The sequence below is a fragment of the Myxococcus sp. AM010 genome, from assembly GCF_013372585.1.
Lineage (GTDB): Bacteria > Myxococcota > Myxococcia > Myxococcales > Myxococcaceae > Myxococcus > Myxococcus vastator.
In genome coordinates, this window is sequence record NZ_JABXEO010000015.1 from 100719 (window position 1) to 122927 (window position 22209).

The 22209-nt window shown below is 70.2% G+C and carries 19 protein-coding genes; 9 read left to right on the forward strand and 10 right to left on the reverse strand.

The window, feature by feature from the left end:
• Window positions 1-592: 592 nt before the first annotated feature.
• Window positions 593-1513 carry a hypothetical protein gene (locus tag HV826_RS10745; protein ID WP_217918571.1) on the forward strand — a complete coding sequence of 307 codons (921 nt, stop codon included), beginning with the start codon at window positions 593-595 and terminating at the stop codon, window positions 1511-1513.
• Entirely contained in the window at window positions 1510-3180 is a 1671-nt protein-coding gene (locus HV826_RS10750) for a glycosyltransferase family 39 protein (protein ID WP_176411588.1), read from the forward strand. The genes HV826_RS10745 and HV826_RS10750 overlap by 4 nt, the downstream gene beginning before the upstream one ends.
• A 30-nt stretch (window positions 3181-3210) precedes the next feature.
• Here the strand turns inward: HV826_RS10750 and ruvX are convergent, their stop codons facing one another.
• Window positions 3211-3666, reverse strand: coding sequence for a Holliday junction resolvase RuvX (gene ruvX, locus HV826_RS10755; RefSeq protein ID WP_163786764.1), 456 nt, complete (start codon window positions 3664-3666; stop codon window positions 3211-3213).
• 189 nt (window positions 3667-3855) lie between these two features.
• Here ruvX and HV826_RS10760 point away from each other — a divergent pair, with 189 nt between their 5' ends.
• Entirely contained in the window at window positions 3856-5328 is a 1473-nt protein-coding gene (locus tag HV826_RS10760; protein ID WP_176416913.1) for a hypothetical protein, read from the forward strand.
• Between the two features lie 6 nt (window positions 5329-5334).
• Window positions 5335-5856: a tetratricopeptide repeat protein gene (locus HV826_RS10765; RefSeq protein WP_176411590.1), complete on the forward strand. Its 522-nt coding sequence runs from the start codon at window positions 5335-5337 to the stop codon at window positions 5854-5856.
• A 128-nt stretch (window positions 5857-5984) separates the two neighbouring features.
• Here the strand turns inward: HV826_RS10765 and HV826_RS10770 are convergent, their stop codons facing one another.
• From HV826_RS10770 to HV826_RS10785, 4 genes are all read right to left on the reverse strand, one after another.
• Entirely contained in the window at window positions 5985-7178 is a 1194-nt protein-coding gene (locus tag HV826_RS10770) for a M48 family metalloprotease (protein WP_176416914.1), read from the reverse strand.
• 58 nt (window positions 7179-7236) lie between these two features.
• Window positions 7237-8349, reverse strand: coding sequence for a tetratricopeptide repeat protein (locus HV826_RS10775; RefSeq protein WP_176416928.1), 1113 nt, complete (start codon window positions 8347-8349; stop codon window positions 7237-7239).
• A gap of 276 nt (window positions 8350-8625) precedes the next feature.
• Window positions 8626-9741: an ArsA family ATPase gene (locus HV826_RS10780; RefSeq protein WP_176416915.1), complete on the reverse strand. Its 1116-nt coding sequence runs from the start codon at window positions 9739-9741 to the stop codon at window positions 8626-8628.
• Complete coding sequence (locus HV826_RS10785) at window positions 9738-10652, reverse strand: ArsA family ATPase (protein ID WP_176416916.1); 915 nt, start codon at window positions 10650-10652, stop codon at window positions 9738-9740. Before HV826_RS10785 ends, HV826_RS10780 begins: the two co-directional genes overlap by 4 nt.
• 168 nt (window positions 10653-10820) lie before the next feature.
• Between HV826_RS10785 and HV826_RS10790 the strand changes: the two genes are divergently transcribed.
• Both HV826_RS10790 and HV826_RS10795 read left to right on the forward strand, forming a co-directional pair.
• Window positions 10821-11126: a hypothetical protein gene (locus tag HV826_RS10790; RefSeq protein ID WP_176416917.1), complete on the forward strand. Its 306-nt coding sequence runs from the start codon at window positions 10821-10823 to the stop codon at window positions 11124-11126.
• Between the two features lie 24 nt (window positions 11127-11150).
• Window positions 11151-11951, forward strand: coding sequence for a ParA family protein (locus HV826_RS10795; RefSeq protein WP_176416918.1), 801 nt, complete (start codon window positions 11151-11153; stop codon window positions 11949-11951).
• A 10-nt stretch (window positions 11952-11961) separates the two neighbouring features.
• On the opposite strand, the gene HV826_RS10800 is transcribed toward HV826_RS10795, so the two are convergent.
• Window positions 11962-12645 (reverse strand): polyhydroxyalkanoate synthesis regulator DNA-binding domain-containing protein, encoded by a 684-nt coding sequence (locus HV826_RS10800; protein ID WP_176416919.1) that lies wholly within the window; start codon window positions 12643-12645, stop codon window positions 11962-11964.
• 167 nt (window positions 12646-12812) lie between these two features.
• Between HV826_RS10800 and HV826_RS36690 the strand changes: the two genes are divergently transcribed.
• Window positions 12813-15011 carry a zinc-ribbon domain-containing protein gene (locus HV826_RS36690; protein WP_217918573.1) on the forward strand — a complete coding sequence of 733 codons (2199 nt, stop codon included), beginning with the start codon at window positions 12813-12815 and terminating at the stop codon, window positions 15009-15011.
• A 6-nt stretch (window positions 15012-15017) separates the two neighbouring features.
• Window positions 15018-15824, forward strand: coding sequence for a hypothetical protein (locus tag HV826_RS10820; protein WP_176416921.1), 807 nt, complete (start codon window positions 15018-15020; stop codon window positions 15822-15824).
• 30 nt (window positions 15825-15854) lie between these two features.
• Here the strand turns inward: HV826_RS10820 and HV826_RS10825 are convergent, their stop codons facing one another.
• Window positions 15855-16082: a twin-arginine translocase TatA/TatE family subunit gene (locus tag HV826_RS10825; RefSeq protein ID WP_043611634.1), complete on the reverse strand. Its 228-nt coding sequence runs from the start codon at window positions 16080-16082 to the stop codon at window positions 15855-15857.
• Between the two features lie 112 nt (window positions 16083-16194).
• Between HV826_RS10825 and HV826_RS10830 the strand changes: the two genes are divergently transcribed.
• Complete coding sequence (locus HV826_RS10830; RefSeq protein ID WP_176416922.1) at window positions 16195-16920, forward strand: glycerophosphodiester phosphodiesterase; 726 nt, start codon at window positions 16195-16197, stop codon at window positions 16918-16920.
• A gap of 3 nt (window positions 16921-16923) precedes the next feature.
• On the opposite strand, the gene HV826_RS10835 is transcribed toward HV826_RS10830, so the two are convergent.
• From HV826_RS10835 to HV826_RS10845, 3 genes are all read right to left on the reverse strand, one after another.
• Window positions 16924-17820 (reverse strand): hypothetical protein, encoded by an 897-nt coding sequence (locus HV826_RS10835; protein WP_176416923.1) that lies wholly within the window; start codon window positions 17818-17820, stop codon window positions 16924-16926.
• Window positions 17821-17978: 158 nt separating this feature from the next.
• The gene (locus tag HV826_RS10840) at window positions 17979-21197 is read right to left on the reverse strand and encodes an MXAN_5808 family serine peptidase (protein WP_176416924.1); all 3219 of its coding nucleotides are present in this window, start codon (window positions 21195-21197) and stop codon (window positions 17979-17981) included.
• Between the two features lie 212 nt (window positions 21198-21409).
• On the reverse strand, window positions 21410-22162 hold the full coding sequence (locus HV826_RS10845) for an EI24 domain-containing protein (RefSeq protein ID WP_255217145.1): 753 nt from the start codon (window positions 22160-22162) through the stop codon (window positions 21410-21412).
• Between the last annotated feature and the right edge of the window lie 47 nt (window positions 22163-22209).

A 22209-nucleotide genomic window follows, 5' to 3' on the forward strand; every position in this document is an offset into this window, starting at 1 on the left:
CGGAAAGCCGCGCCGACAGGGGGCCAAAATGGTCAACCTGGAGGGCATGACTGCCATTCCACACCCACCCCGACGAGGTCCCAGGCACGACTGCCCTGCTGCCCCTTCGGGACCCCGCCGCGGAGTGGGACCGCGCGTTACGCTCGTGTCAGGGGTGGGACGCCCGGAGGCGCACCCCCTCCACGGGGTGAAAAGGCCTCTTGATTATAAGGGTCCTCGCCCACGGGGGTAGGCGCACACCGGCTGCACGAGGGGTAGTGAACGCCTGAACGGTCATCTCCTCGGCGCACGGCGGTGGCGATGCGCGGGCGGGCTGTGGGGCAGCGTGCCCGTTCACTCCACATGTCGGCGTGGAGCCTTCACGGATGTGGCTGGCGTCGCATACGCGAAAGCAGGCGAGCGGCCGTGCGGGAAGGGCGCCGGGTGCGGAGCGCGCGTTCGGCGCGGCGTATGGGCGTCGGCGCGGCGCAGCCCCTGCTTCGCTCGCAGGGTCTCCGGTTCTGGACGGCGCAGGGCGCGCGCACGAGAGGAAGGCCTCTGAGCATGGCGTGTGCAACGGGGCGCGGCGCCTGTCCTTCCTTGGAGCCCGCTGATGCCCGTCCTGCTCGTCGCAACCTGTCTTCTCGCCGCATGGGCCCAGGCAACAGTCCCTCATGCGGAGGGAGACGTGGTGGCGACGGCGCTGCTCGATGCGGGGCGCGCACCCCGCCGCGCGCTGCGGCTGGCGCAGCGGCCAGGGTGGGGCCAGGGCATGGTGCTGTCGGTCTCACCCGAGGTTGAGACGGTGCTGGGAGTGGGGACCGGCCGCGAGCTGCGAACAGAGTATGGCCCCGAGGTCTCGGTGCCGCTGTACGCGGAGTGGCAGGCGGGGGCGGGGAGGGGACAGGCGCGTTATCTCGTGCGGGTGGGGCGTCCCGAGGTCCGCGCCGTGGACGATGAGGGGATGGAGCCCGCGTGGCGGTTGGCGGAGGAGCTGGGCGCGGTGAGTGGCCGGGATGGAGCCGTGGTGCTCTCCGACCGGGGGACGCCGGTTCAGGCGTGGCTGCGACTGGGGCCTGGGGCTTCCGCGGCCTTGAGCACCTTGGTTCGGGCGGCGCTGTCCTCGGACTGGCTCGTCACCCCGCGGTTTCCAGAAGCGCCCGTGGGAGCGGGAGGGCGCTGGGTCGTGGCGCGAGCCCAGGAGGGAGGGCTGGCCGTCGTCACCTACGAACTGGTGGAGCTGGACGGAGCCCGCGGCCGGGTGCGCTTCCTCCTCCAGACTCAGGGAGCGGGCGGCTCTCCAACCCCCAGGGCCGAGGGCGAGCTGCGCTTCGACCTGAGCCGCCCGTTCCCCGAGCGACTGGAGGTCCTCTACACGTCGCGCGCCGAGCTGGGGGCGCGGGGCTCCCGGCGGCTGGAGGTGGTCCGCCGCACGCGGGTGACGCTGGAGTCCAGCAGCCCCTTGGCCCCGGCGCACCCTGAAATGATTGCAGCCCCCTGGCTATCGGAAGGGGCGCAGGTTCGCGCACCGTGAAGTCGGCCGCGCTCCCCGAGCAAGGGAACAATGGGCGTTGGCTTGGCTTTGGGCCGTGCCTGCGTATCCTGCCGCGCGTCATGGCCACTGCCCCCGCACCCCTCTCCGTTTCGCCTCCCCACGCACCTGGCCTGTCGGCGGTGCCTGCCCCTCAGCACGAGCCAGGCACCCGGCTGCTCGTCGGGCTGTTGCTGGTGGCGGCCCTGGTGCCGCGGCTGGGCGTGTTCTTCGTCAACGAGAACCTCTTCGGTGACGCGGTGGTGCGCACGGAGTTGGCGGAGCGCTGGCTGCGGGCGCCGCACTTCATCACCGCTTACGGGGACGGGGCCTACCAGTTCGGTCCGCTACACATGTACCTGGTGGGCGCGGCGCTGTCGGTGTTCGACCGGGAGGTCGCGGGCCGCGTGGTGAGCCTGCTGTTCGGCGTGCTGTCGGTGGTGCCGCTGTTCGCCTTGACGCGCCGGCTCTTCGGCTGGCGCGCGGGCGTGGTGGCCGGCCTGTCCTTCGCCGCGTGGGGCATGCACATGCAGTTCTCCACCACGGCCTGCAGCGAGGCGGTGTCCCTCTTCTTCATGCTGGCCACCTTCGCCCTGTACGCGGAAGGCGTGGATGAGAACCGCTTCCTGCCCCTGTTCCAGGCGGCGTTGATGCTCAACCTGGCATGCGCGCTGCGCTACGACGCGTGGATGTACATCCCGCTGCTCACGGGGGCGTTGTGCTTCAGCAGCCAGGACAGGGTGGTGTCGCTGACCCGGGCCGTGGGCTTCGGCCTGGTGTGCCTGCCGTTCCCCCTGTTGTGGATGCAGGGAAATGAGCTGATGCACGGCAACCCGTTCTTCCCCGTGGCAGCGGTGGAGGACTTCCATCGCAACTGGGCGGAGGCATCCCTGGGGGCGGGGTCGAACGTGCGCTGGCGGCTGCAGCAGTTGGCGTTCTGGCCCGGCATCGCCTTGCTCACGCTGTCGCCCCTCGTGGCGCTCCTGGGCATGACGGGCATGGTTCGCGCGTGGCGCTCGCGTCCGGACACGCGCTGGCTGGTGGCCGCGGCGGTGCTCCCCGCTGCCTACTTCACCTTCCGAGCGGCGGTGCTGCTGACCTTCGTTCCGCTGGGCCGCTTCACGGTGACGCAGGTCGCGCTGGTCCCCGTCTTCGTGGCCTTCGGCTTCGCCGGGCTGGTGGGCGCGCGTGGCGGGCCCGTGCTGCGCAAGGCCCTGGCGGGCGTGACGGCGCTGGTCGCCGTGGCCATGCCAGTGGCGATGGGCCTCTATACGTTCCGTGCCGACGGGCCGCTGCAGGCCACGCTGCGCCCCATCAGCCCCACGTCCACGAATCCCGTGGCGCTGATGCAGGTGGCGAAGTTCCTGAAGGCGGAAGTCGCCGCCAAGGGCGGGGCCGCCGCGCTCGACATCGACCCGAACTACATGGACCTGCAGCTGGCCTTCTTCTCCGGCCTCCCCGAGGAGCGGTTGGCGCGCGTGCGCTGGGACACCTTCCGCCAGCGCATGCGGGAGGCTCGTCCGGAGGTGCTGGTCCGCTTCGACGGTGGAACGCTGGCGAAGGACGCGGGCGTGAAGCTGGAGGAGCGCTCGCTGGTGCTGGATGGCGTGGCCTACCAGAAGCTGGAGGGCTTCACCGCGCCGCTTCACGTGTACCGGCGTCAGCCGTAGCGCGGGTCCCTGGAGGGGCCCTCCAGCCCCTCAGGGCTCCGAGTCGTAGTCGTCGGGGTGGTAGTCGGTATCAGGCGGCCGGCGGGCATCCAGCCACCCTTGGAGGATGAACTGCGCCGCCACCTGGTCGATGACCTCCCGGCGGCGGGCCCGGCTGACGTCCGCCTCGAGCAGGGTCCGCGTGGCGGCCACGGTCGACAGCCGCTCGTCCCAGAGCTCCACCGTCACCCCCAGCGACTGGGTCAGGGTGTCCGCGAACTTCCGGGACGCCTCGGCGCGCGGGCCCTCGCTCCCGTCCATGTTGAGCGGCAGGCCCAGCACGACGTGGGTCACCTCGTGTTCGCTCACGACGGTGGCCAGCGCCGCGAGGTCCGCCTTGAGCGACGTGCGGCGAACGGTCGTGACGCCTTGGGCCGTGAGGCCCAGGCCGTCCGAGACGGCCACTCCAATGGTTTTGGTGCCCAGGTCCAGGCCCATGGTGCGCATGTCGCGGAACTTAACCGCAATCCTTCGTCGTGGACCGCTCCGTCCGCGCCTGGGGACGTGCCGCCACCTCGGTGAGCGCTAACCGTCGGAATTCGCTGGATGCCTCCCACGCCCACGGACGGCACCGCCGCTGCAATCCAGCGGACGACTGCGCGGCGTCCACTTCAACCCCGTCGCGCGAGAGGGTTCATGCTCGACTTCCTCAAAGGTGCGGCCAACCTGCTGGCTGGCCCCATGTCCACCGCGGTGGAGTTCGCGGGCAACGCGCTGGGATTGCCGCCGCTCATCACCAACTCCATCAAGACCGCGGCGGGGGTCGCGACGGGCAACGTCATGCTGGCGGCCAGCGGCGCCATGGGCGTGGCGCAGGAGCTGTCGAAGAACCCGCCCGCGAAGACGGAGTACCACGCGTCCTCCTCGGGCAGCTCGAAGGCCGACAGCGGCTACGCGCCCTCCGCGTCCTCGTCGCCCATCCTGAATCCGGGCAGCAGTCCGTTGGACCCGAAGATGCTCGACTACGCGGACGCCCTGAAGGTGCTGGAGGCGAACTTCCAGCAACTGGACCTGCTGGATGGCACGAAGAGCGGCTCGCTGTCGAAGAAGGACCTGCAGCGCATCTCCACGGACTCCAGCCTGTCTCCTCAGCTGCGGGACGCGGCCCGCTTCATGGGGGAGAACACGGCCCTCTTCGAGCGGCTCGACCGGCAGGGGCCGCTGGCGAGGATTGGCGTCTTCTCGCCGCTGTACAACCTCGACACCTTCTCGGTGAAGGACCTCCAGCGCGAGCTCAAGGCGGTGGATGCGGAGTTCGCGCGGTATGGCCGGCCGGTGCGCCCTGGAAGTGGTGGCGCGACGCCTCCGGGGACGGGGTGCACGCCCGGCGGTGGTGGCACGCCGGTGCCCGGGACTGGCGGCACGTCCGGCGGCGGTGGCTCCGCGCCCGTGCCGGGCAGCCCGCCGACCTCGACGGCGAACCCGCTGGACCCGGACTTCCACGAGTATCACGACGCCTTGCGCGTGCTGAGCGCGAACTGGGACACCTTCGACTCCGCGGTGGGGGCCCGGGACAACGTGCTCACGCGCGACAACCTGGACGCCATCCTGAGCAGCCCGGCGGCATCGTCGACGCTGAAGCGCGCCGCGCAGTTCTTCAAGGACCACTCCGCCTACTACGACCGGCTGGAGATGGCCGCGGGCGTGGGGCCGCGGGACGGCATCGTGGGCCGGCCGGATGTCACGGCGGCGCTGCGCCAGGCGGACGCGGCGCAGGCGTCCTCCGGAACGCCGCCCGCGAGCGGGACTGGCGGGAGCCGGCCGGTGGGCGGCGCTTCGTCGAATGTGCGGAGCATCGTCGACAACCCCACCATGAGCATCGAGGACAAGATTCAAGCCATCCTGATGTCCATCTCCAGCGACACGGACGAGGAGATTCTCGACGTGATGGAGCAGATGGCGAACGTGCGCGACCAGCGGGCCTCGCTGGGCAACGGTGAGTCGGACCGGAAGGCGGGCGCGAAGCTGGAGAGCAGCATGCAGGAGCTGGAGCTGCGCCTTCAGCGGCTGGTGGAGAAGCGCAAGGCGATGTTCGACCTGATGAGCAACATGTCCTCGAAGTTCCACGAGATGGCGAAGACGGCCATCTCCAACCTGCGGAGCGCCTGAGCCGTCATGGGACGCATCATCAAACACGAGGGAGCGGTGGCCATGCGGATGCAGCGCGGCGCGGTGCAGGGCTTGAAGGCGTTCGCCCGGGGAGAGGCGACGTGGGCCGAAGTGGAGGGGATGACCTTCGAGGAAGCGAAGGCCATTGCCCAGGTGGGGTGTGACCTGGCGGCGGCGGGACGCCTGGAGGAGGCCCGCATCCTCTTCGAAGGCCTGGTGGAGGGGAACCCGAAGGACGCGGCGGCGCGGGCGGCGCTGGGCACCGTGTACCAGAAGCTGGGCAAGCTGGACGACGCCATCGCCGAGTACAGCGCCGCGCTGGAGCGTGAGCCCGACAACCCTGTGGCGCTGGCCAACCGTGGCGAGCTCTACCTCCGCAGGGGCGAGCGCCAGGGCTTCACGGATTTGGCGAACGCGGTGGAGGCGGACCCGCATGGTGAGACGGCGGGAGGCCGCCGGGCGCGGGCGCTGGTGAAGGCCATCACCTTGATGGCGGTGGAGAAGCTGAAGGAGGACGCGCAGCCGTAGCGCCGGAGTCGGGGGGAGCAGGGTCACCCGGCCGTCGGGGAGCGGCGGGGTGGTGGCAGTCGGCGGGTGGGCTCGGGGAGGAGGCGTGGCCGGAAGAGGTGGGGAGAGCCCACCTGTCGACCGCTGTTTCAGGGCGTGGGAAGCGAGGCAATCCGTTCGCCGATGGGCGGATGACTCATGCCCTTGAGGACGACCCAGCGGGGGGGAGCGGGGTCCATCTTGTTGACGCGCGCGGCCTTCACCAGCATGCGCCGGAAGGCGTCCACGTCCCCCGTGAGCCGCAGGGCATAGCGGTCCGCCTCGCGCTCCCGTTCCCGGGAGAAGGCGCCCGAAATGGGCCTGGCCGTCAGCACGAGGAGGAAGAAGACCAGGGAGATGAGGGGCAGGTTGCGGATGTCCGCGAAGTGGGGGGCGCCGAACCACCCCCGCGACGCGGACAGGCGCAAGAGGCGGTCGAGCGCGAAGAGCAGGGCCACCAGCACCAGCGATGAGGCGATGCGGGCGGGCCACTTCGACTCGTTCACATGGCCTGCTTCGTGGGCCACCGCGGCCAGCACTTCGTCCTCGGAGAGCTCCTTGAGGATGATGTCGTTGAGGACGATGGTGCGCGTGGGGCCCTGCCCGGCGAAGTAGGCCTGCAGCCGGCGCGAGGAGACGGAGGTCTCCTCCACGAGGACATCGGCGAAGGCGATGTCCGCCTGCTCCATGAGGTCCACGATGCGGGTGCGCAGGGGGCCGTCGGGCAGCGGCTTCTGGTCGAAGAAGAGCCGGCTGCGGTACGGGTCCAGCGCCCCGGAGACGAGGAGCAGCAGGGCCACGGGCACGCCCAGCACCAGCCACCATTGGCGCAGCCTGCGCGCCAGGCCGAACATTCCGATGACGAGCGCGGAGATGGCGAAGGACGCCAGCAGATGGGCCTTGACCATGTCGTAGGCGAAGGTGGCGGGCGTCTGCGTGGACATGCCGTGCCGGTGCTCCAGCGTGTAGCTGAACCAGACGTCCACGGGCAGGTAGATGAGCGACACGACCAGGTCCGTGAAGAGGGCGAAGAGCACCGCCGCGCCCCAGCCGGGCTCGCCCCACAGGCTGTTCATGGCGCGGAAGAAGGCGCGGGTGACTGGCGCCGTCCGGAGGAAGCCGAGCCGCCGTTCCAGGCCCGCGGCGGCCGCCACGGCCAGGCGGTGGAGGGGTTGGACGAGTACGCCCAACATGAGCAGCATCAGGGCCAGGTTGGCGAAGGGCCCCACCGCGGCCCGGATGTAATAGGGCCGGTGGAAGGCGTGAATCTCCGCCAGTTGCTCGGGCGTGAAGAGGGGCTCCATGGAAGCCCCAGGCTACGCCGCGCGCCCCTGGCCTGCCCAGCCAGGGGCGTTGCCACGCTCAGGTATGGGGCTCGGCCTCGGAGGAAGGCGCCGTCGACGCGGGCTCGCCCTCCGCGTCCGCGAGCAGCAGGGCCTTCACCTTGGCCAGGCTCTCACGCGTGCGGTCCACGAAGGTGCTCTGCGAGCCGATGCGCTCGGCCGTCTCCAACGTGCGCTCGTAGATGTTGATGGACTTGGTGAGCAGCACCCGAATCTTCTTCCGCAGCTCCTGCCGGTAGATTTGGGCCTCGCTGGCATCCAGCTCCGCGGGGGCGGGCGAGTTCACCATGTGCTCGTAGAGGTTCTCGTACAACGAACCAATCTGCGTGCCCGCGGCGGTGGCCCAGTAGCCGTTGCCCACACGGATGGAGCGCAGGTAGTGGCCCTGCGCGGACAGGAGCAGCTCGGCTTTGTAGTTGAGGTCCTGGGCGAGCGTGTCCGCGCCCTTCGCCGGGTCCAGCTTCACGCCGTCGTAGTGGAGCCGGTACAGCTCGCCGATGAAGAAGTGGGCCTGGGCGGGGAAGTAGTCATCCACCTCGCCCTTGTCCTCCAGGGCGTCGTAGGTGGAGAGCGCCTTGCGCAGGGTGACCTCGGCGGTCTCCGGCGAGCCGCTCTCCAACTGGCAGATGCCCTGCTGCACCTGCGCTTCGAGGCGGCGGTTGAGGGGGAGGTCCTCGCGCGCGACGATGATGCCCAGCAGCTTCGAGGCCTGTTCGTAGCGCTCCAGGTGGTAGTCCACCTCCGCCACGCGGAAGGCCGCGTCCAACGCGTCACCCTGGCCCTTGGCCGGGTCCGACAGCTCGGAGAAGCGGTGACCGGCTTCCTCCCACTCCTTGAGGCGCTGGTGGGCCAGACCCGCGTTGTAGAGCGCCGCGCGGCGGTGGCGGCTGTCGGGGAAGAAGTCCACGAGCCGGCCGAAGTAGCGCGCCGCTTGCTGGAAGTCGTTCGCGGCGAAGGCCGACGTGCCGCCCGCGAAGAGCTCCTCGTCGTTGAGCTTGTCCAGCTCCAGGTCCGCCGTCACCGTCACCGCGTCGAAGTGGAGCTCCTGCTTGGGCGCCTTCGCCCGCGGCTCCTCCCGCGCGGCGGAGCCCGTCGTCCGGCACCCGGAGACGACAAGGCCCAGCGCGGCCATCCACCACCACCGGCTGACAGGCTTCTGCTTCAGCGCTCTCCCGTTCACCACATCCTCCTCCTGGACCGGCTCCCCCCCGGACAGCGCAGGGCACCGCGGGGTTCCCAGCCCCGTCACCGGGCACGCCAGCTTAATGCGCCCGACCCGTGCGCGCTTCCCCGGCCGCCTGCTTCCCGCGGACGGCTGGACTGAAGAAGTGCGACGGTTTCGCACAAGCACCGTGCGAAACAGGAAAACGCGGCGGCGGGCCCGAAGCATGTGGGCCCCTGGCCGGGGTCAGCCGAGTGTCTCGTCGCCCATCAGGTAGCGTCCGGTACGCCACAGGGCGGAGATATCGTGCACATCCATCGCGAAGCGGGGCACCTGGATGATGGGGACCCCCGGACAGGCGGCCTGGAGCTGGGCGATGCCGGTGTGGTCCTGCTCGGCCATGATGTGCTGCTCGCGCAGCGTCTCTTCCACCTTGGCGCGGCGGCTGGGCGTCAGCGTGGCCGCGTCCGCCCACAGCGCCTCCGTGGGCATGGGGTGCACGCGGTTGACCACCAGCGACACCACCTCCATGCGGTGCTGTGTGAGCATCTTGTGGAAGTGGATGGCCTCGTCCATGCGCTCGGGGTGGGGGCTCGTCACCAGCACGAAGCCGGTGTTCGGGTCCTCCAGCAGCTGGCGCACGCCCCGGGCGCGCTCGCGGAAGCCCTCGTTGAGCGAGGAGATGGCGAGCATGAAGTTGGAGAGCTCCTGGAGCATCTCCGTGCCGGTGAATTTTGCCAGGCCTCGCATGACGTAGCCGCCGCGGTTGAACAGGGACATCCCCAGCTTGCCGGCCTTGAGCGCCGGGGTCAGGAGCCACTTCGCCGCGTCGTTGTCCAGGAAGTCCAGCACCCGGTTGGGCGCGTCCAGGAAGTCCAGCGCGTGCGCGGTGGGCGGCGTGTCCAGGACGATGAGCTCGTAGTTGCTGCCGCGGCGCAGCTCCCACAGCTTCTCCATGGAGATGTACTCCTGGCTCCCCGCCAGGGCCGTGGAGAGTGACTGGTAGAAGCGGTTGGACAGGATGCGCTCGCGCTGCTCGGGCGAGGCGACGCGGGTGATGAGCTCGTCCCACGTCTGCTTCATGTCCAGCATCATCGCGTACAGCTGCGCGCGAGGATGCACGCCCAGCGGCTCCAGCGCGGTGGCGGGGACGGGCGTCTCCGCGTTGCCCAGCGCCGTGAGGCCCAGCGAGTTGGCCAGCCGCCGCGCCGGGTCGATGGTGCACACCAGGCTGGAGCGCCCATCCACCGACGCGCGCAGGGCCAGGGCGGCCGCCGCCGTCGTCTTGCCCACGCCGCCGGAGCCCACGCAGATGAGGACGCGCTTGCCCGCCAGCGCGGGCGACAGGGCCGTGGTGCTCACGCCGCCCCCGTCACGAGAGGTTCGAGGTGCTCCATGACCTGTTCAATCGCCTTGCGCCCGAACTCGGGCGTGAAGAGCCGGGGGACGGGGTAGACGGGCGCATGCAGGTTGCGCTCCAGCTTCGTCCCGGCGAGCACCGCCTGCGCCGCGCGGTCGTGGTGCGCCTGGGCCACGGCGAGCAGCTCCGGATGGCCCCCCAGGGCCTCCAGGTCCGCTTCGGTGAAGCGCTCCGGGAAGGACTGGTTGAGCACCGCCGCGTGCGTGCGCAGGCTCACCTTGTCCCGCAGCGCCGCGTGCAGCTCCAGCGCCTCGTTCACCGGCATCTCCTCGGGGAGCGCCACCAGCACGGCGGCCGTCACCGCCGGGTCCACCAGGAGGTCGCGCATCTTCTGGGCCTCGCGGGCCATGGGGCCCGGCGGCACCGTCTGAATCAGCACCTGCGGCACGCTGAGGAAGGAGATGGCGTGGCCGGTGGCCGGCGCGTCCATGATGACGGTGTCGAACCGCCAGCGCCCGTCCGGGAGCTTCTCCTGCAGGTGGAACATGATTTTCCCCAGCAGCACCAGCTCCTGCAGGGACGGGATGAAGCGCAGGAACTGGCGCACCAGCCGGTTCTCGAAGACCGTCTTGTAGAGGGTCTCGAAGCGGAGGACCATGAGGCCGTACTCGCGCATGGCCTCCTGGGGCCGCACGTTGACGGCCCAGAGGTTCTGCTCCAGTTGGGCCACTTCGGGCCCGGCTTCGGGGCGCCCCAGGAAGCGGCTGACGCGCTCCTGGGTGTTCACTTCGCACACCAGGGTGCGCTTGCCCGCACGCGCCGAGCGCAGGGCCAAAGCCGCCGCGACGGTGCTTTTGCCGACTCCGCCCTTGCCGGAGACGATCCACAGGCGCTTGTCGAGTAGTCCGGCCATAGAATGAGAGCGGCGAACCGTAGGAATCGTGTTCACGGGAGTCAACGCGTTTGGCCTCGGCTTGTTGCGCTGCTTGACACGTCGCGTTGCCCCCTCGCAGAGTGCGGCGTTTTCTTCAAGACTTCCAGACGGCCCGGTAGGGCCTTGCTCGCGAGGACGCGTGTTTTCATGCTCAAGAACAACCCGGTGATGAAGAAGCTCGTGGAGACGGGCGAGGAGCGCATCGGCAAGCTGGCGCAGCAGCTGCTGTCGAACGAGAAGTTCGTGTCGGCGGTGCAGACGCTGGTGTCACGCTCCCTGGCGGCGAAGGGCTCCCTGGACAGCGCGCTGCGCACGGCCCTGTCCGCCGCGAACCTGCCGTCCACCGCGGACCTGGAGCAGCTTCGTTCGAAGGTGGACGACCTGGAGCGTCTGCTCTCGTCCGTCGAGGGCAAGCTCGACACGCTGCTGGCGGCGAAGTCCCCGAAGAAGTAGTCGGCGGGTGAGGAGTGCCCAGGCATGAGGCGCATCGCGTTCATCAATGAGAAGGGCGGCACCTGCAAGACGACCCTGGCGGTGAACACCGCCGCCTGGCTGGCCAAGGAGCGCGGCCTGCGGGTGCTGCTGGTGGACCTGGACACGCAGGGCCACGCGGGCAAGGCCCTGGGCGTGGACGTGCGCACCTTGCCGCGCAACGTGTTCCACCTGCTGACGGACGCGTCGGTGCGCTTCGAGGACGTCGTCCAGCGCTCGGCCCTCGAGGGCCTGGACGTGCTGCCCGCCTACAAGGAGATGGCGGACTTTCCCGTCGTGGTGGCTGCGGACGAACGCCGGGCCCACCGGCTGGCGGACCGCCTGCGCGCGGCGGAAGCGGCGGGCTATGACGCCATCGTCTTCGACGCGCCGCCCTCCATGGGGACCACCACGCGCAACATCCTGGTGGCCGCCACCGAGGTGGTGGTGCCGGTGGCGCTGACGTACCTGGCGCTGGACGGCTGCGCGGAGGTGGCGGACACCGTGCGTCAGGTGGGCGAGGCGGAGGGGCGGTCGGACCTTCGCGTCACGAAGGTGGTGCCCACGCTGTACCGGAAGACGGCGCTGGCCACGGCGATTCTGGAGCGCCTGAAGGCCTACTTCCCGGACGCGCTGGCGGCCACGCCGCTGGGCTACGACGTGAAGGTCGACGAGGCCCAGAGCCACGGGCAGACCATCTGGGAGTACGCGCCGCGCAGCCGGGGCGCACAGATGCTGGCCGCCATCGCGGCGGAGCTGCACGGAGAGCCCGCCCCCAAGCGGAGGCGGGCCTCACAGAAGGCCTGAAGCCGCGCGGTTACTCCTGCTTCGGCGGGCTCTTCTGCTGCTCGGCCTGCTCCAGCTTCTTCTCCAGCTCCTCGAGGCGCTGGGTGAGCGAAGCCATGTCGCGGCCAAGCGCGGGCAGGTTGCCGGTGAGGTTCTCCACGACGTGCTTCACGCGCTCGTCGATTCGCCGCTGCCACTCCTCGAAGGCGCGCTGGCTGGCCTTGAGCAGGTCGGCCGGGCTGAGCCCCGCTGCTGCCGCGGCGGCGGCGTCCGCGGCGGTGGTGTCCTCGGTGGCGGCGGCGGGGGCCTCGGGCTCACCCTCTGCCCGGGGGGCGTTCTCGTCCCGGCGCAGGAGCTTGTCGAGTCGGGACTCGGCCTCCTCGCGGATGGAGGCGACTCGCGGGGAGACCTCCTTCTGGATGAACCCGGAGATGGACTCGCCGGGGTGGCGGATGATTTCCCGCAGCACCGACAGCGGCATCTGGTTCTTCTTCTTCTCCTCTTCGAAGATGATCTGCGCGAGGGTGACGGAGGTCAGGTCCTCTTTGGTACGATTGTCGACAATCCGTACCTCGGTGCCCTCCTTGATCATCGCTGCGATCTCATCAAGGGTGACGTACCGGCTCTCCACGGTGTCGTAGAGCTTCCGGTTCGTGTACCGCTTGATGATCTTCGGCTCCTTGCTCGGAGCGCCTGCTTGCTCAGCCTCGCTCATGTGTCTCTCCGCCCCTTTTTGGGCTCGACATCAAGCCACGTGCCCCGCCCGAGTCTCGCAGGGGCGTTTCTCGTAGCAGAGGGGGTGGGGGCGAGCAAGCAACGTGAACCCGGCTCGCCGTGTCTACCCCGTCGTCCTATACTCCTGCTCCCAGCCAGGCCTGCTGAATGATCGTCAAGTGTGAGCGGTGCCAGACGCGGTTCAAGATCCCCGACGAGAAGGTGACCGAGAAGGGGGTCAAGGTCCGCTGCACCAAATGCCAGAACACGTTCCGGGTCACCCGCGAGGCCGCTGCCGGCCCTCCGGGCGAGCCGCCAGCCCCCTCCTCGGGCGGGCAGGTGGACCCTTTCGCTCAGTTTGGGGTCGCTCCAGACCCCACGACGGTGGACGTCACCAAGCCGGGCTACTTCGAGTTGGGAGTCGAGGCGAGCAGGCCGATGCCTGCACGCCCCACGCCCCCCGCGTCGAACTGGAACAGCATGGACGGGGACCTGGGCTCGGAAGACGGTGTCTTTCGGGAGCCCACGCGAATCACGTCGCTGCCGCTGCCTCCCGCTGCGCGTCCACCCGAAGCGCCGGTGGGGCGCGCGCCGCCGCCGGGCGCCTTCGTGGTTCCAGGTCCTGAGCGTTCGGGGCGTCCACCCGCGGCGGTGCCCGCGTCCCCCGGTCCGGGGAGCGCACCTGCGCGGGCGGCGGGGGCCCGAGGTGCGAGCACGCCCGCTGGCGTGGAGGACCGCTCCGTGCCTCCCGTCCCCGAGCCCGCTGCTGGGGCCCCCGTGTCCCCGGCGAGTGCTCGCCGAATCGCCGCGCCGCCGGTGGCCGACCCGTTCTCGGAGCTCCTGGGGCCGTCTTCGCCTGCCGCGCCGTCGGCGTCCGCGAAGGCGCTCGGCCGAAGCGCGGTGACGCCGCCTCCGGTGGGCGCGCCCGTGGCGGCCATGGCGCTCGGGACGGTGCGCCCGGGCGGTGCGCCGCCCGCTTATGGTGGGGACGATCCGTTCGCGTCCATCGACATCGATGATGCGGCGGCGATGCCGTCGACGACCACGGGGGCGCCGCCACCGGTGGAGAACGACCCGTTCGCGTCCATTGACATCGACGACGCGACGGTGCCGTCCGCGGCACCCGGGCTGCCTCGGCCCGTGGGCAGCGACCCGTTCGCGTCCATCGACATTCATGCGCCTGTGCCCGCGAAGGCCACGCCGCCTACCGTCGGGAAGGGGCCTCTCGCGGCGGTCGACCTCCACGCCTCGGGGCCCGCGAAGCCCTCCAAGGCCGCGTCGCCTTCAGTAGGAAGTGGTCCTCTCGCGGCGGTCGACCTCCATGCGTCGTCGCCGGCTGCTGTGGGCGGTAACGACCCGTTCGCCGCCATTGACCTGCGGGCACCTGCCGCGTCGGCTCGGAAGGCAGCTCCGGCGCCGGTCGGGAGCGACCCGTTCGCGTCCGTCGACCTCCACGCAGACGCGCCGGCCGCGATACCCCCTACCGCGAATCCCCGGGATTTGTTCGACCTGGGCTCGGACGTGGGCGGCCACGGCGAGGACTCCGGCCTGCTGCCCACGGACACGGGCCGCGCCGCGCTGTTCGGCACTTCGGACGCCGCAGACGCCTCCCTGCTGGGCGAAGTCCCCCCCGCCGCGGATGACGCGGAGGCCTTTGGCGTCACCCTGGGCCGGGTCGGGGCATCCAGCGGCGTCCAGCGCGAGGTGCTGGACATGGACGGGCTGCCAGCGAAGCCCGTGGTCACCGTGGCCAAGCCCACCGCGCGTCCCGAGGACGTGGGCATCCCGCTGAGCCGCCCGTCGAGCCGGCTTCGCAAGGCGCTGGGCGCCACCGTCAACTTCGTGTTGGCCGCGGCCCTGGTGGCCGTGCTGGGCACGGTCGGCCGGGGGTATCTGCGCGAGGGCCGCCTGGACGTGTCGGCCCTGTCGCTGGACGCCCTGCGCGCGCTCTTCGTGCCCGCGCCGAAGCCGCTCGTGGCCGTGGATGTGACGAACGGGCTGTACGAGACGCGCGAGGGGCCATCGCTCTTCTACGTCCGAGGGGACGCGGTGAACCATTCGGACACCGCCGCCCGCATCCGCGTACGCGCCGCGCTGTACGACGGCAGCCAGCGCGTGGCCTCCTCGGAGGCGCTCGTGGGCGGGGTGCCCACGCCCGAGGAGCTCTACGGCGTGGGCTCGCTCGACGCGGCGGTGGCCCTGCGCCAGCGCGTCGACGAGGCCGCCGTCTCCGTGGCGCCCGGCGCCAAGGCCCCCTTCGTCGTCATCTTCCCCGAGCACCCCTCGGACCCGGGGGGCTACCGGCTGGAGGTGACACTGGAGCCCGAGCGCTCCAAGACGGCGGAGGCCGGCCCCCGGACGGAGTGAGCCACCATGCCCACGCAGGAGGATGCCCGGACTGTCGCGCGCTTCATCCACGCCTTGAGCGGCGGGGCGGAGGTCCGTCGCAAGGCCGCCGCGCGTGAGCTCGCCTGGAGAGATCCGCTCGACTCCAACGAGCTGGTGGGCCACCTCATCGCCCTCTCGCGCGCGGGGTGGGGGCCCGCCTCCTGCGCGTTGTCGGACTTCATGGCCGCGCTAGCGCAGGAGGCCGAGCACATCCCCCACGTGGAGTCGCTGCGGCGGCTCGCGCACGTCCAGTCGCTCGACACCGTGGCGGACCTGTTCGCCCAAGGCCCCGCGAAGCTGGAGATGGACGCGGACGCCGCCGCCCGCGCGGACGCCAACGCCTTCTCCCAGTCGCTCGGGCACCTGAAGCAGCAGGCCCGCCTGACGCGGGATCCGGACACCCTGTCCCGCCTGGCCACCGTCAGCAATCCCACCGTCCTGCGCAACGTGCTCATCAACCCCCGGCTCACCGAGGAGCTGGTGGTCCGCATCGCCGCGCGCCGCCCGGCCCGGCCCGAGCCGCTCATCGAAATCTGGAAGTCACCGCGCTGGTCCGTGCGCCACGCCATCCGGCGCGCGCTCGTCTTCAACCCCTACCTGCCGCCGGAGACGGGCGCGAAAATCGTCCCGCTGCTCAACACGGCGGACTTGAGGGAGCTCGTCTCGAACGCCGCCCTGCATCCCGCCTTGCGGGCCCAGGCCTCCCGGCTGCTCGCAGAAGGCCATGGGGCAGGGCCCGCGCTGGGGCTCGCGCCCGCGTCACGCATCCCCGGACAGCGCGGGCACGACTGACGGGCCGCGACTCCTGGGGAGGGGAGCGGCCTAGCGGCGGCGCGGCTGCTCGGGCTCGGTGAACTCGGCGTCGGTGGTGCTGCGGCGGCCTGGAGGCAGCGGCTTCGCATCCACCAGGTCCTCGCCGCGCGACGCCTTGCGGAACGAATACACGAACTTGCCCACGGCATTGCCGAGCTGACCCATGCGGGCGGCCGAGAAGACCACCAGCAGGATGAAGCCGAGGACGATGATTTCTCCGAGGCCGAGGCCCAGCATGATGAGGGCACAGTGCAGCAAAGGCCGTGGGGAGGCAAGCCATGCGTCCACCGCCGCACGGCCGGTTGGACTTCTGATGCGCGGCGGTGGCCACCCGCGCAGACTGGAGGGCATGCTCCTGCTTGCCCACCGTGGCGCCAGCGCCGACGCCCCCGAGAACACCCTGGAAGCCTTCGCCGAGGCGGCCCGCCAAGGCGCGGATGGTGTGGAGCTGGACGCCATGCTCTGCGGCTCGGGCGAGGTCGTCGTCTGTCACGACGAGCGCCTGGAGCGGCTCGCGCGGCTGCCGTGGGAGGTGCGCCTCACCCCGTGGTGGAAGCTCCAGCGGGCCGACGTCGGCTCGCCGCTGGGCTTCGCGCCCGCCCGCATCCCGCTGTTGGAAGAGGTGCTGGAGGCCCTGCCGCCGCAGTTCCTGGTCAACATCGAGCTCAAGTGCGAGCGCACCAATGACGGAGGCCTGGCGGAGCAGGTGGCGCGGCTGGTGCGCCGGCGCGGGCTGTCGGGCCGGGCCGTCGTCTCCAGCTTCAACCCGCTGTGTCTCTTCCGCCTGGCGGCCGCGGCGCCGGAGCTGCGCCGGGGGCTGCTCATCGACCCGGACAAGTCCTGGAGCCTGCAGGCCTACGGGGTGAGCCCGCTCGTGTCGTCACACTCGGTCCACCCCTTCCACGAGGCCTGCACCCCGGAGCGGGTGGCCGCCTGGCGCGCGGCCGGGATGAGCGTGGCGGCGTGGACGGTGGACGACCCCCAGCGCGCCCAGGTCCTGGAGCGGATGGGGGTCAGCTACCTCATCACCAACCGGCCGGGGGCGGTCCGTCAGGCCCTGCACCCCGCCGCGTAGCGCTCAGAAGTCCAGGCCGAGCGTGGTGTTGAAGGCGAAGACGGCCGGCAGGCCCCGGTCCACGGTGCCGCCGTTCTCCTCGTAGGAGACGCTGCCCGTGCGCGTCAGCGACAGCTCCGCGCCCAGCTGGAGCACGCCGCCGATGAAGCGCACGCCGCCGTAGATGCGCTGGTTGATGTTGCTGCCGAAGGACACCTTCCGGTACGCGGCCGTGTCGACCAGCGCCTCACGCGAGTCGCCACCCGTCGAGTCGTCGAAGCTGCGGTCCGGATTGAAGTCGATGCGGCTGGACGTCGCGCCGACGAAGCCCAGGTCCAGGCCGCCGTAGGGCGTCAGCGTCACCATGCCGCCCAGCGGGAACTGCTTGCCCACGCCGAAGTCCAGGCCCATGACGGTGAGGCCCAGATCCCGGGCGCCGAACAGCTTCGTCACGTGTCCGCGCACGCCGAAGTCGGGCAGGTAGGTGAAGCCCTCGTTGGCGGCCCACTTCACCTCGCCGGTGGCCACCACCTGGCTGCTCTTCTCCACCCAGCCCACGCGTCCGCCCAGCTCCAGCGAGAAGGGCAGGCCCTTGCGCGCGTGGAAGGAGGGGATGAGCACCGTGGAGGGCTGGTCGTTCTGCGTGGGGATGTTCACGCTGCCGGGCAGCGACACCACGGAGAGCTCCGCGTTGATGGCCCAGGCCGAGTGGCCTGTCGTCTCCGGTGGCATCAGGTTCACGGAGGTGATGGCCGCGCCCATGATGCGGGCGAAGGCCTGGAAATCCGCGTCGGCGGACGCCACCGGGTTGTCGCCCGCGGGGTTGCCGAACCGTGCGACTTGCAGATCATTGGGCGCAGCGACAACGGACGCGCCTGACGCCCAGGCCGCGAGGGCCACCCACCGACTGAACGTCCGCATTCGAGTCACCGCCTCCAGGGCGCGCGACCGGCCGGTAAGGCGCCCACCGCGCCGGACGCTAACGCCTGCCCGCGAGGAGCGTCAACAAAACGGGCGGCCTCTCCCGCGGGAAAGGCCGCCCGAAGGGAGGCGGCGCGCCACAGGTGGGCGCGGGGCGCCTACTGGGGCTTGCTGGAGGGGCTCCCGGTGGGCGTGGCCATCTTCTGGGCGACCTCGGCCGGACGGCGGCGGATGACCAGCGTGCGGCGGCTGGCGAAGTCGTTGTCCTCGCGCGCCACCACCAGCACGTTGTTGTTCCCCTCCTTCAGCGCGAACTCGGTGGAGAACTTCAGCGTGTTCGGCTCGGCGCCCTTGGGGTCCACGCCCTTGAAGTAGACCTTCTGGTCATTCACCAGCACGTAGACGTCCAGCAGCCCGTGGGGGTCCGTCACCACGCCGGAGAGCGTGAACTTGTCCCCGTTGGCCACCAGGCCGCCAGCGGCCGGATCCACGTCCAGGCGGATGTCGGGCGGGCGGTGGTTGGTGACCAGGGTGGCCTTCGGCGCGGTGACCTTGCCCGTCTTCAGCTCCTTCGCGTCCTGGCTGCGCACGAAGGCGAAGCGGTCCTTCTCCAGCGCCACGCGGTAATAGCCCTTGGTGACCGCCTCGGCGGGCAGCACCGTCGTCCCGCTCAGCTTCGCCACCGAGCGCGCGCCCTGCGCGGGGGCGCCATACAGCTCCACCTTGTCGCCCAGGCGGACGAAGCCCTTCTTCGGCTCCATCGTGGCGACCGCGGCGTCGGAGACGGGCAGCTCCAGCTTCTCCATCACGAACTCCTCGAGCGGCTCGTCGATGATGGCCAGCTTCAGCGGGAAGGTGTTGCCCTTGAAGCCCTTCTTCACCTCCAGCTGGAAGCGCGCCGTCTTCGTCTCACCGGGCTTCAGCTCGCCCAGCTTGAAGCGGCCCTTCTCGATGAAGATGTTGGCGTCGCCGCCATTCTTGATCTGCGTGAAGGAGTCGAGCGCCGTGCCGGTGCCCGCGTTCGTCACGTCCAGCAGCACGGCGACCGCCTCGCCGCGCTGCACGGTGCCGTCGCCGTTGCAGGTGGCGCAGTCGTCGATGACCTGCCAGTTGAAGGCGAAGGCGGGGCGGGGCAGCTCCACGAAGTTGAGCTCGGCCACCCGCGTCTCCGGCAGGGCGCCGTGGTCATCGAAGAAGCGCACCGTCACGTCATCGCGGCGGCTGGTGAGGTCCTTGGGCAGGCGCACCTTCACCTTCCACGTCTTCTTCTCACCCGGCGCCAGCGCGCCGAAGAGGAACTCGCGGCGGTCCAGGAAGGCGTTGTCGCTCTCCGTCCAGGCGCGCACGCGCTTGAGCGGCTCGGTGCCGCGGTTCTCCGCGGTCAGCGCCATCTCCATCACCTCGCCCGCGGCAATCTTCGCGTCCGGGCCCGGCGTCAGCGACACGGCCATCTGCACGTTCTTCGGCGTGGGGCCCGCGCTCCAGTCCACGCCCAGCGCGGCGATGGCGGCGTTGATGCGGGACTCTTCCTCGGCGCGCTTCTGGTTGATGAACGCCTTGCCCTGCTTGAGCTGCTCCTTGCGCGTGGTGGCCGGAGCGCGCAGCACGAAGTCACGGGCGAACTTGACCTCGAAGTCCTCCTTGATCTCCTCCTGGGCCTCCGCGTCGAGCTGGTCGTCCAGGTCCTCGCCCATGCCGGCCACGTCCACGTCCAGCAGCGGGTCCTTCTCCCCGTGCTTCTTGTCGGTGGCGGCCGTCTTCGGCGCGCCCTTGCCCTCGTCCTTCTTGGCGGCGGCCTGGGCCTGCTTCTCGTCCACCTTCAGGTACTTGAGGCTCTCCAGCGGCTTCTCGCGGTTGAGCACATCCTCGCGCTTCTTGGCGACGGTGCTGGAGTCCGGGTTGCCGAAGTGCTGGTCCAGGTCGGCCTCGCCCATGGAGCGGCGCGGCGCGAACACGTCCACGCGCTCGTCGGTGGCGCGGGTGGGGACCAGCTGGATGTCCGGGACGATGCCGACCTCCTGGATGGAGACGTCGCCAGGCGTGAGGTACTTGGCGATGGTCAGCTTCAGCGCGCTGTCATCCGGGAAGTCGTACAGCACCTGCACGCTGCCCTTGCCGAACGTCTGACGGCCGATGATGGTCGCGCGGTCCAGGTTCTTCAGCGCGCCGGCGACGATTTCGGACGCGGAGGCGCTGCCGGCGTTGACCAGCACGGCGATGGGGTAGCTGTCCTCGCCGTCCATGGCGCGCGCGCGCTTCTCCTCGCGCAGCTTGTCGGACAGGCCCACCGTCGCGACGATGGTGCCGCTGGACAGGAACGTGTCGGACACCTGGATGGCCTGCTCCAGGAGGCCGCCCGGGTTGCCGCGCATGTCGAGCACCAGGCCCTTGAAGCCGCCCTTCGCGTCCGCCTGCTTGCGCAGCTGCGTCAGCGCCGCCTCGAGGTCGCGGGTGGTGTTGCCCTGGAAGTTCTTCAGGCGGATGTAGCCCACGTTGTTGGAGAGCATCTTGTGCTGCACGCTCTCGATGGAAATCATGGCGCGCGAGAGCGTCATGATGCGGGCCTTGTCCCAGCCGTCGCGCTCCACGGTAATCGTGATGCGGCTGTCCACCGGGCCGCGCAGCTTCGACACGGCCTCGTTGAGGTCCATGTTGACGGTGGACTCCTCGCCAATCTTCTTGATGCGGTCATCCTTCTGGATGCCGGCGCGGTGCGCGGGCGTCTTCGGGATCACCTTGACCACGGTGAGGTTGCCCTCGCGCATCTGGATGACGAAGCCCAGGCCGCCGAACTCACCCTTGGTGGACAGCTTCATCTCCCGGTACAGCTCCGGGCGCAGCAGCACCGAGTGCGGATCCAACGTGGACAGCATGCCGTTGACGGCCGCGTACTCCACGTCGCGCGTGTCCTCGATGGGCCGCATGTTCTTCGACAGGAAGTCGAAGACGTCCTTGAGCGCGAAGGACATCTTCCACAGCGAGTCCACGTGGGCGATGTCGAACTCGCGCTGCTTGCCGTTCACGTTGACGTTGAGCTTGCCCGTCTCCGCGTTGCCATCCACGAGCACGTCGGGGACGCTCTTCTCGACGTACTCCAGCGAGGCGATCATCATCTCCTTCGGCCTCACCCGCTTCGGGTCGACGTAGTTCTCCTTCACGTACAGGATGACCTTCGTCAGGACGCGCAGGCTGTTGAGGTCGTGCGGGGCCTTCTCGCCTTTGGCGGCGGGAAGACTGCCGTTCCACGAGCCTGGCCCGGCCTCGGCTGCACCCATGGTCAGCGGCAAGGGGGCCCGGTCACTGCCCACCAGGGCCCAGGCGCCGAGGAGCACGGCAACGGCTGTGATGCGGCGGAGGAAACGCGGCATTTGGTTCATCCAAGCTGGGGCGCTGTCCGGCACCCCGGGTGTGGCGAGAAGCCTTGAGATTTCGACCGGTTATACCGAGTAGACGAACACTGTAAGCGGCCGGGCAAGCCTAATCACGGGCTCCAGGTGCTTCAAGGCATCGCCTCTCTGCTGGTGAAGCAGAACGTCCCTGGTGGGCATTGCGTTCCCGGTACCCCCGTTTGGACACCCGGCTCGGCCGTTTATTTCAACGCAGCGGTAGTGGACTCTCCAGGAGGGGGCGCCAGCAGCCGGGCCTCGCGCAGCCCGCCATAGAGCAGGGTGCCGGCGACGATGGCCACGGGCAGGAAGAAGGCGTTGAGGATGGGGATCCAGAGCAGCACGTAGATGCCCGCGCCCAGGCCCAGGCACAGCGCCCGGCGCTCGCGCAGCATCCGGCGCACCTCGGCGAAGGGATACAGGTGACGCGTCATGGGGGCGGCCAGGTACTCACCGGCCATCCACGTCATGGTGTACAGGCTGGCGAGGACCGTCCACAGCACGCTGCCCACCCCCGGTATCAAGTGGAGGGGCAGGAGCACGGCCAGGCCCGCGAGGAGGAAGAACAGCCGGGCGAGCGTATGGGCGATGCCGGTGACGAGCCCCCGGATGAAGCCCGCCACGGTGAAGGACGCGCCCGAGCCGCCACCCCAGGCCTCTTCGGTCAGCTCGGACAGGGGGTCCTGGAGCGGGGCCAGCAGCAGCGGCGGCAGCACGTTGGCGCCCACGACCCAGAGCACCAGGCCGGACAACACCAGGACCGTGGTCCACGCGGCCCGGCCGTACCAGCTCTCCGGGCGGGTCCAGACGGAATCCAGGGCGCCGGGGGCGTAGCGCCACAACAGCCAGACGAGCCCCACCAGGGCGGCGGCGGTGACGGCGGCACAGAGGGCGGACAGGAGGAACAGCCGGCGGTCGCGCAGGATGAGGGAGACGGCCCGGCCGAGGAGGCCCATCCCCTGGAAGAAATCTGACAGGCGGGGCTGGGGGGCTGTCTCTTATA

Coding starts and splice junctions, on each gene's coding strand:
- HV826_RS10745 (WP_217918571.1), top strand. CDS start 593: ATGCCCGTCCTGCTCGTCGCAACCTGTCTTCTCGCCGCATGGGCCCAG.
- ruvX (WP_163786764.1), bottom strand. CDS start 3,666: ATGCGCACCATGGGCCTGGACCTGGGCACCAAAACCATTGGAGTGGCC.
- HV826_RS10760 (WP_176416913.1), top strand. CDS start 3,856: ATGCTCGACTTCCTCAAAGGTGCGGCCAACCTGCTGGCTGGCCCCATG.
- HV826_RS10765 (WP_176411590.1), top strand. CDS start 5,335: ATGGGACGCATCATCAAACACGAGGGAGCGGTGGCCATGCGGATGCAG.
- HV826_RS10770 (WP_176416914.1), bottom strand. CDS start 7,178: ATGGAGCCCCTCTTCACGCCCGAGCAACTGGCGGAGATTCACGCCTTC.
- HV826_RS10775 (WP_176416928.1), bottom strand. CDS start 8,349: ATGGCCGCGCTGGGCCTTGTCGTCTCCGGGTGCCGGACGACGGGCTCC.
- HV826_RS10785 (WP_176416916.1), bottom strand. CDS start 10,652: ATGGCCGGACTACTCGACAAGCGCCTGTGGATCGTCTCCGGCAAGGGC.
- HV826_RS10790 (WP_176416917.1), top strand. CDS start 10,821: ATGCTCAAGAACAACCCGGTGATGAAGAAGCTCGTGGAGACGGGCGAG.
- HV826_RS10795 (WP_176416918.1), top strand. CDS start 11,151: ATGAGGCGCATCGCGTTCATCAATGAGAAGGGCGGCACCTGCAAGACG.
- HV826_RS10800 (WP_176416919.1), bottom strand. CDS start 12,645: ATGAGCGAGGCTGAGCAAGCAGGCGCTCCGAGCAAGGAGCCGAAGATC.
- HV826_RS36690 (WP_217918573.1), top strand. CDS start 12,813: ATGATCGTCAAGTGTGAGCGGTGCCAGACGCGGTTCAAGATCCCCGAC.
- HV826_RS10820 (WP_176416921.1), top strand. CDS start 15,018: ATGCCCACGCAGGAGGATGCCCGGACTGTCGCGCGCTTCATCCACGCC.
- HV826_RS10825 (WP_043611634.1), bottom strand. CDS start 16,082: ATGCTGGGCCTCGGCCTCGGAGAAATCATCGTCCTCGGCTTCATCCTG.
- HV826_RS10830 (WP_176416922.1), top strand. CDS start 16,195: ATGCTCCTGCTTGCCCACCGTGGCGCCAGCGCCGACGCCCCCGAGAAC.
- HV826_RS10835 (WP_176416923.1), bottom strand. CDS start 17,820: ATGCGGACGTTCAGTCGGTGGGTGGCCCTCGCGGCCTGGGCGTCAGGC.
- HV826_RS10840 (WP_176416924.1), bottom strand. CDS start 21,197: ATGAACCAAATGCCGCGTTTCCTCCGCCGCATCACAGCCGTTGCCGTG.
- HV826_RS10845 (WP_255217145.1), bottom strand. CDS start 22,162: ATGGGCCTCCTCGGCCGGGCCGTCTCCCTCATCCTGCGCGACCGCCGG.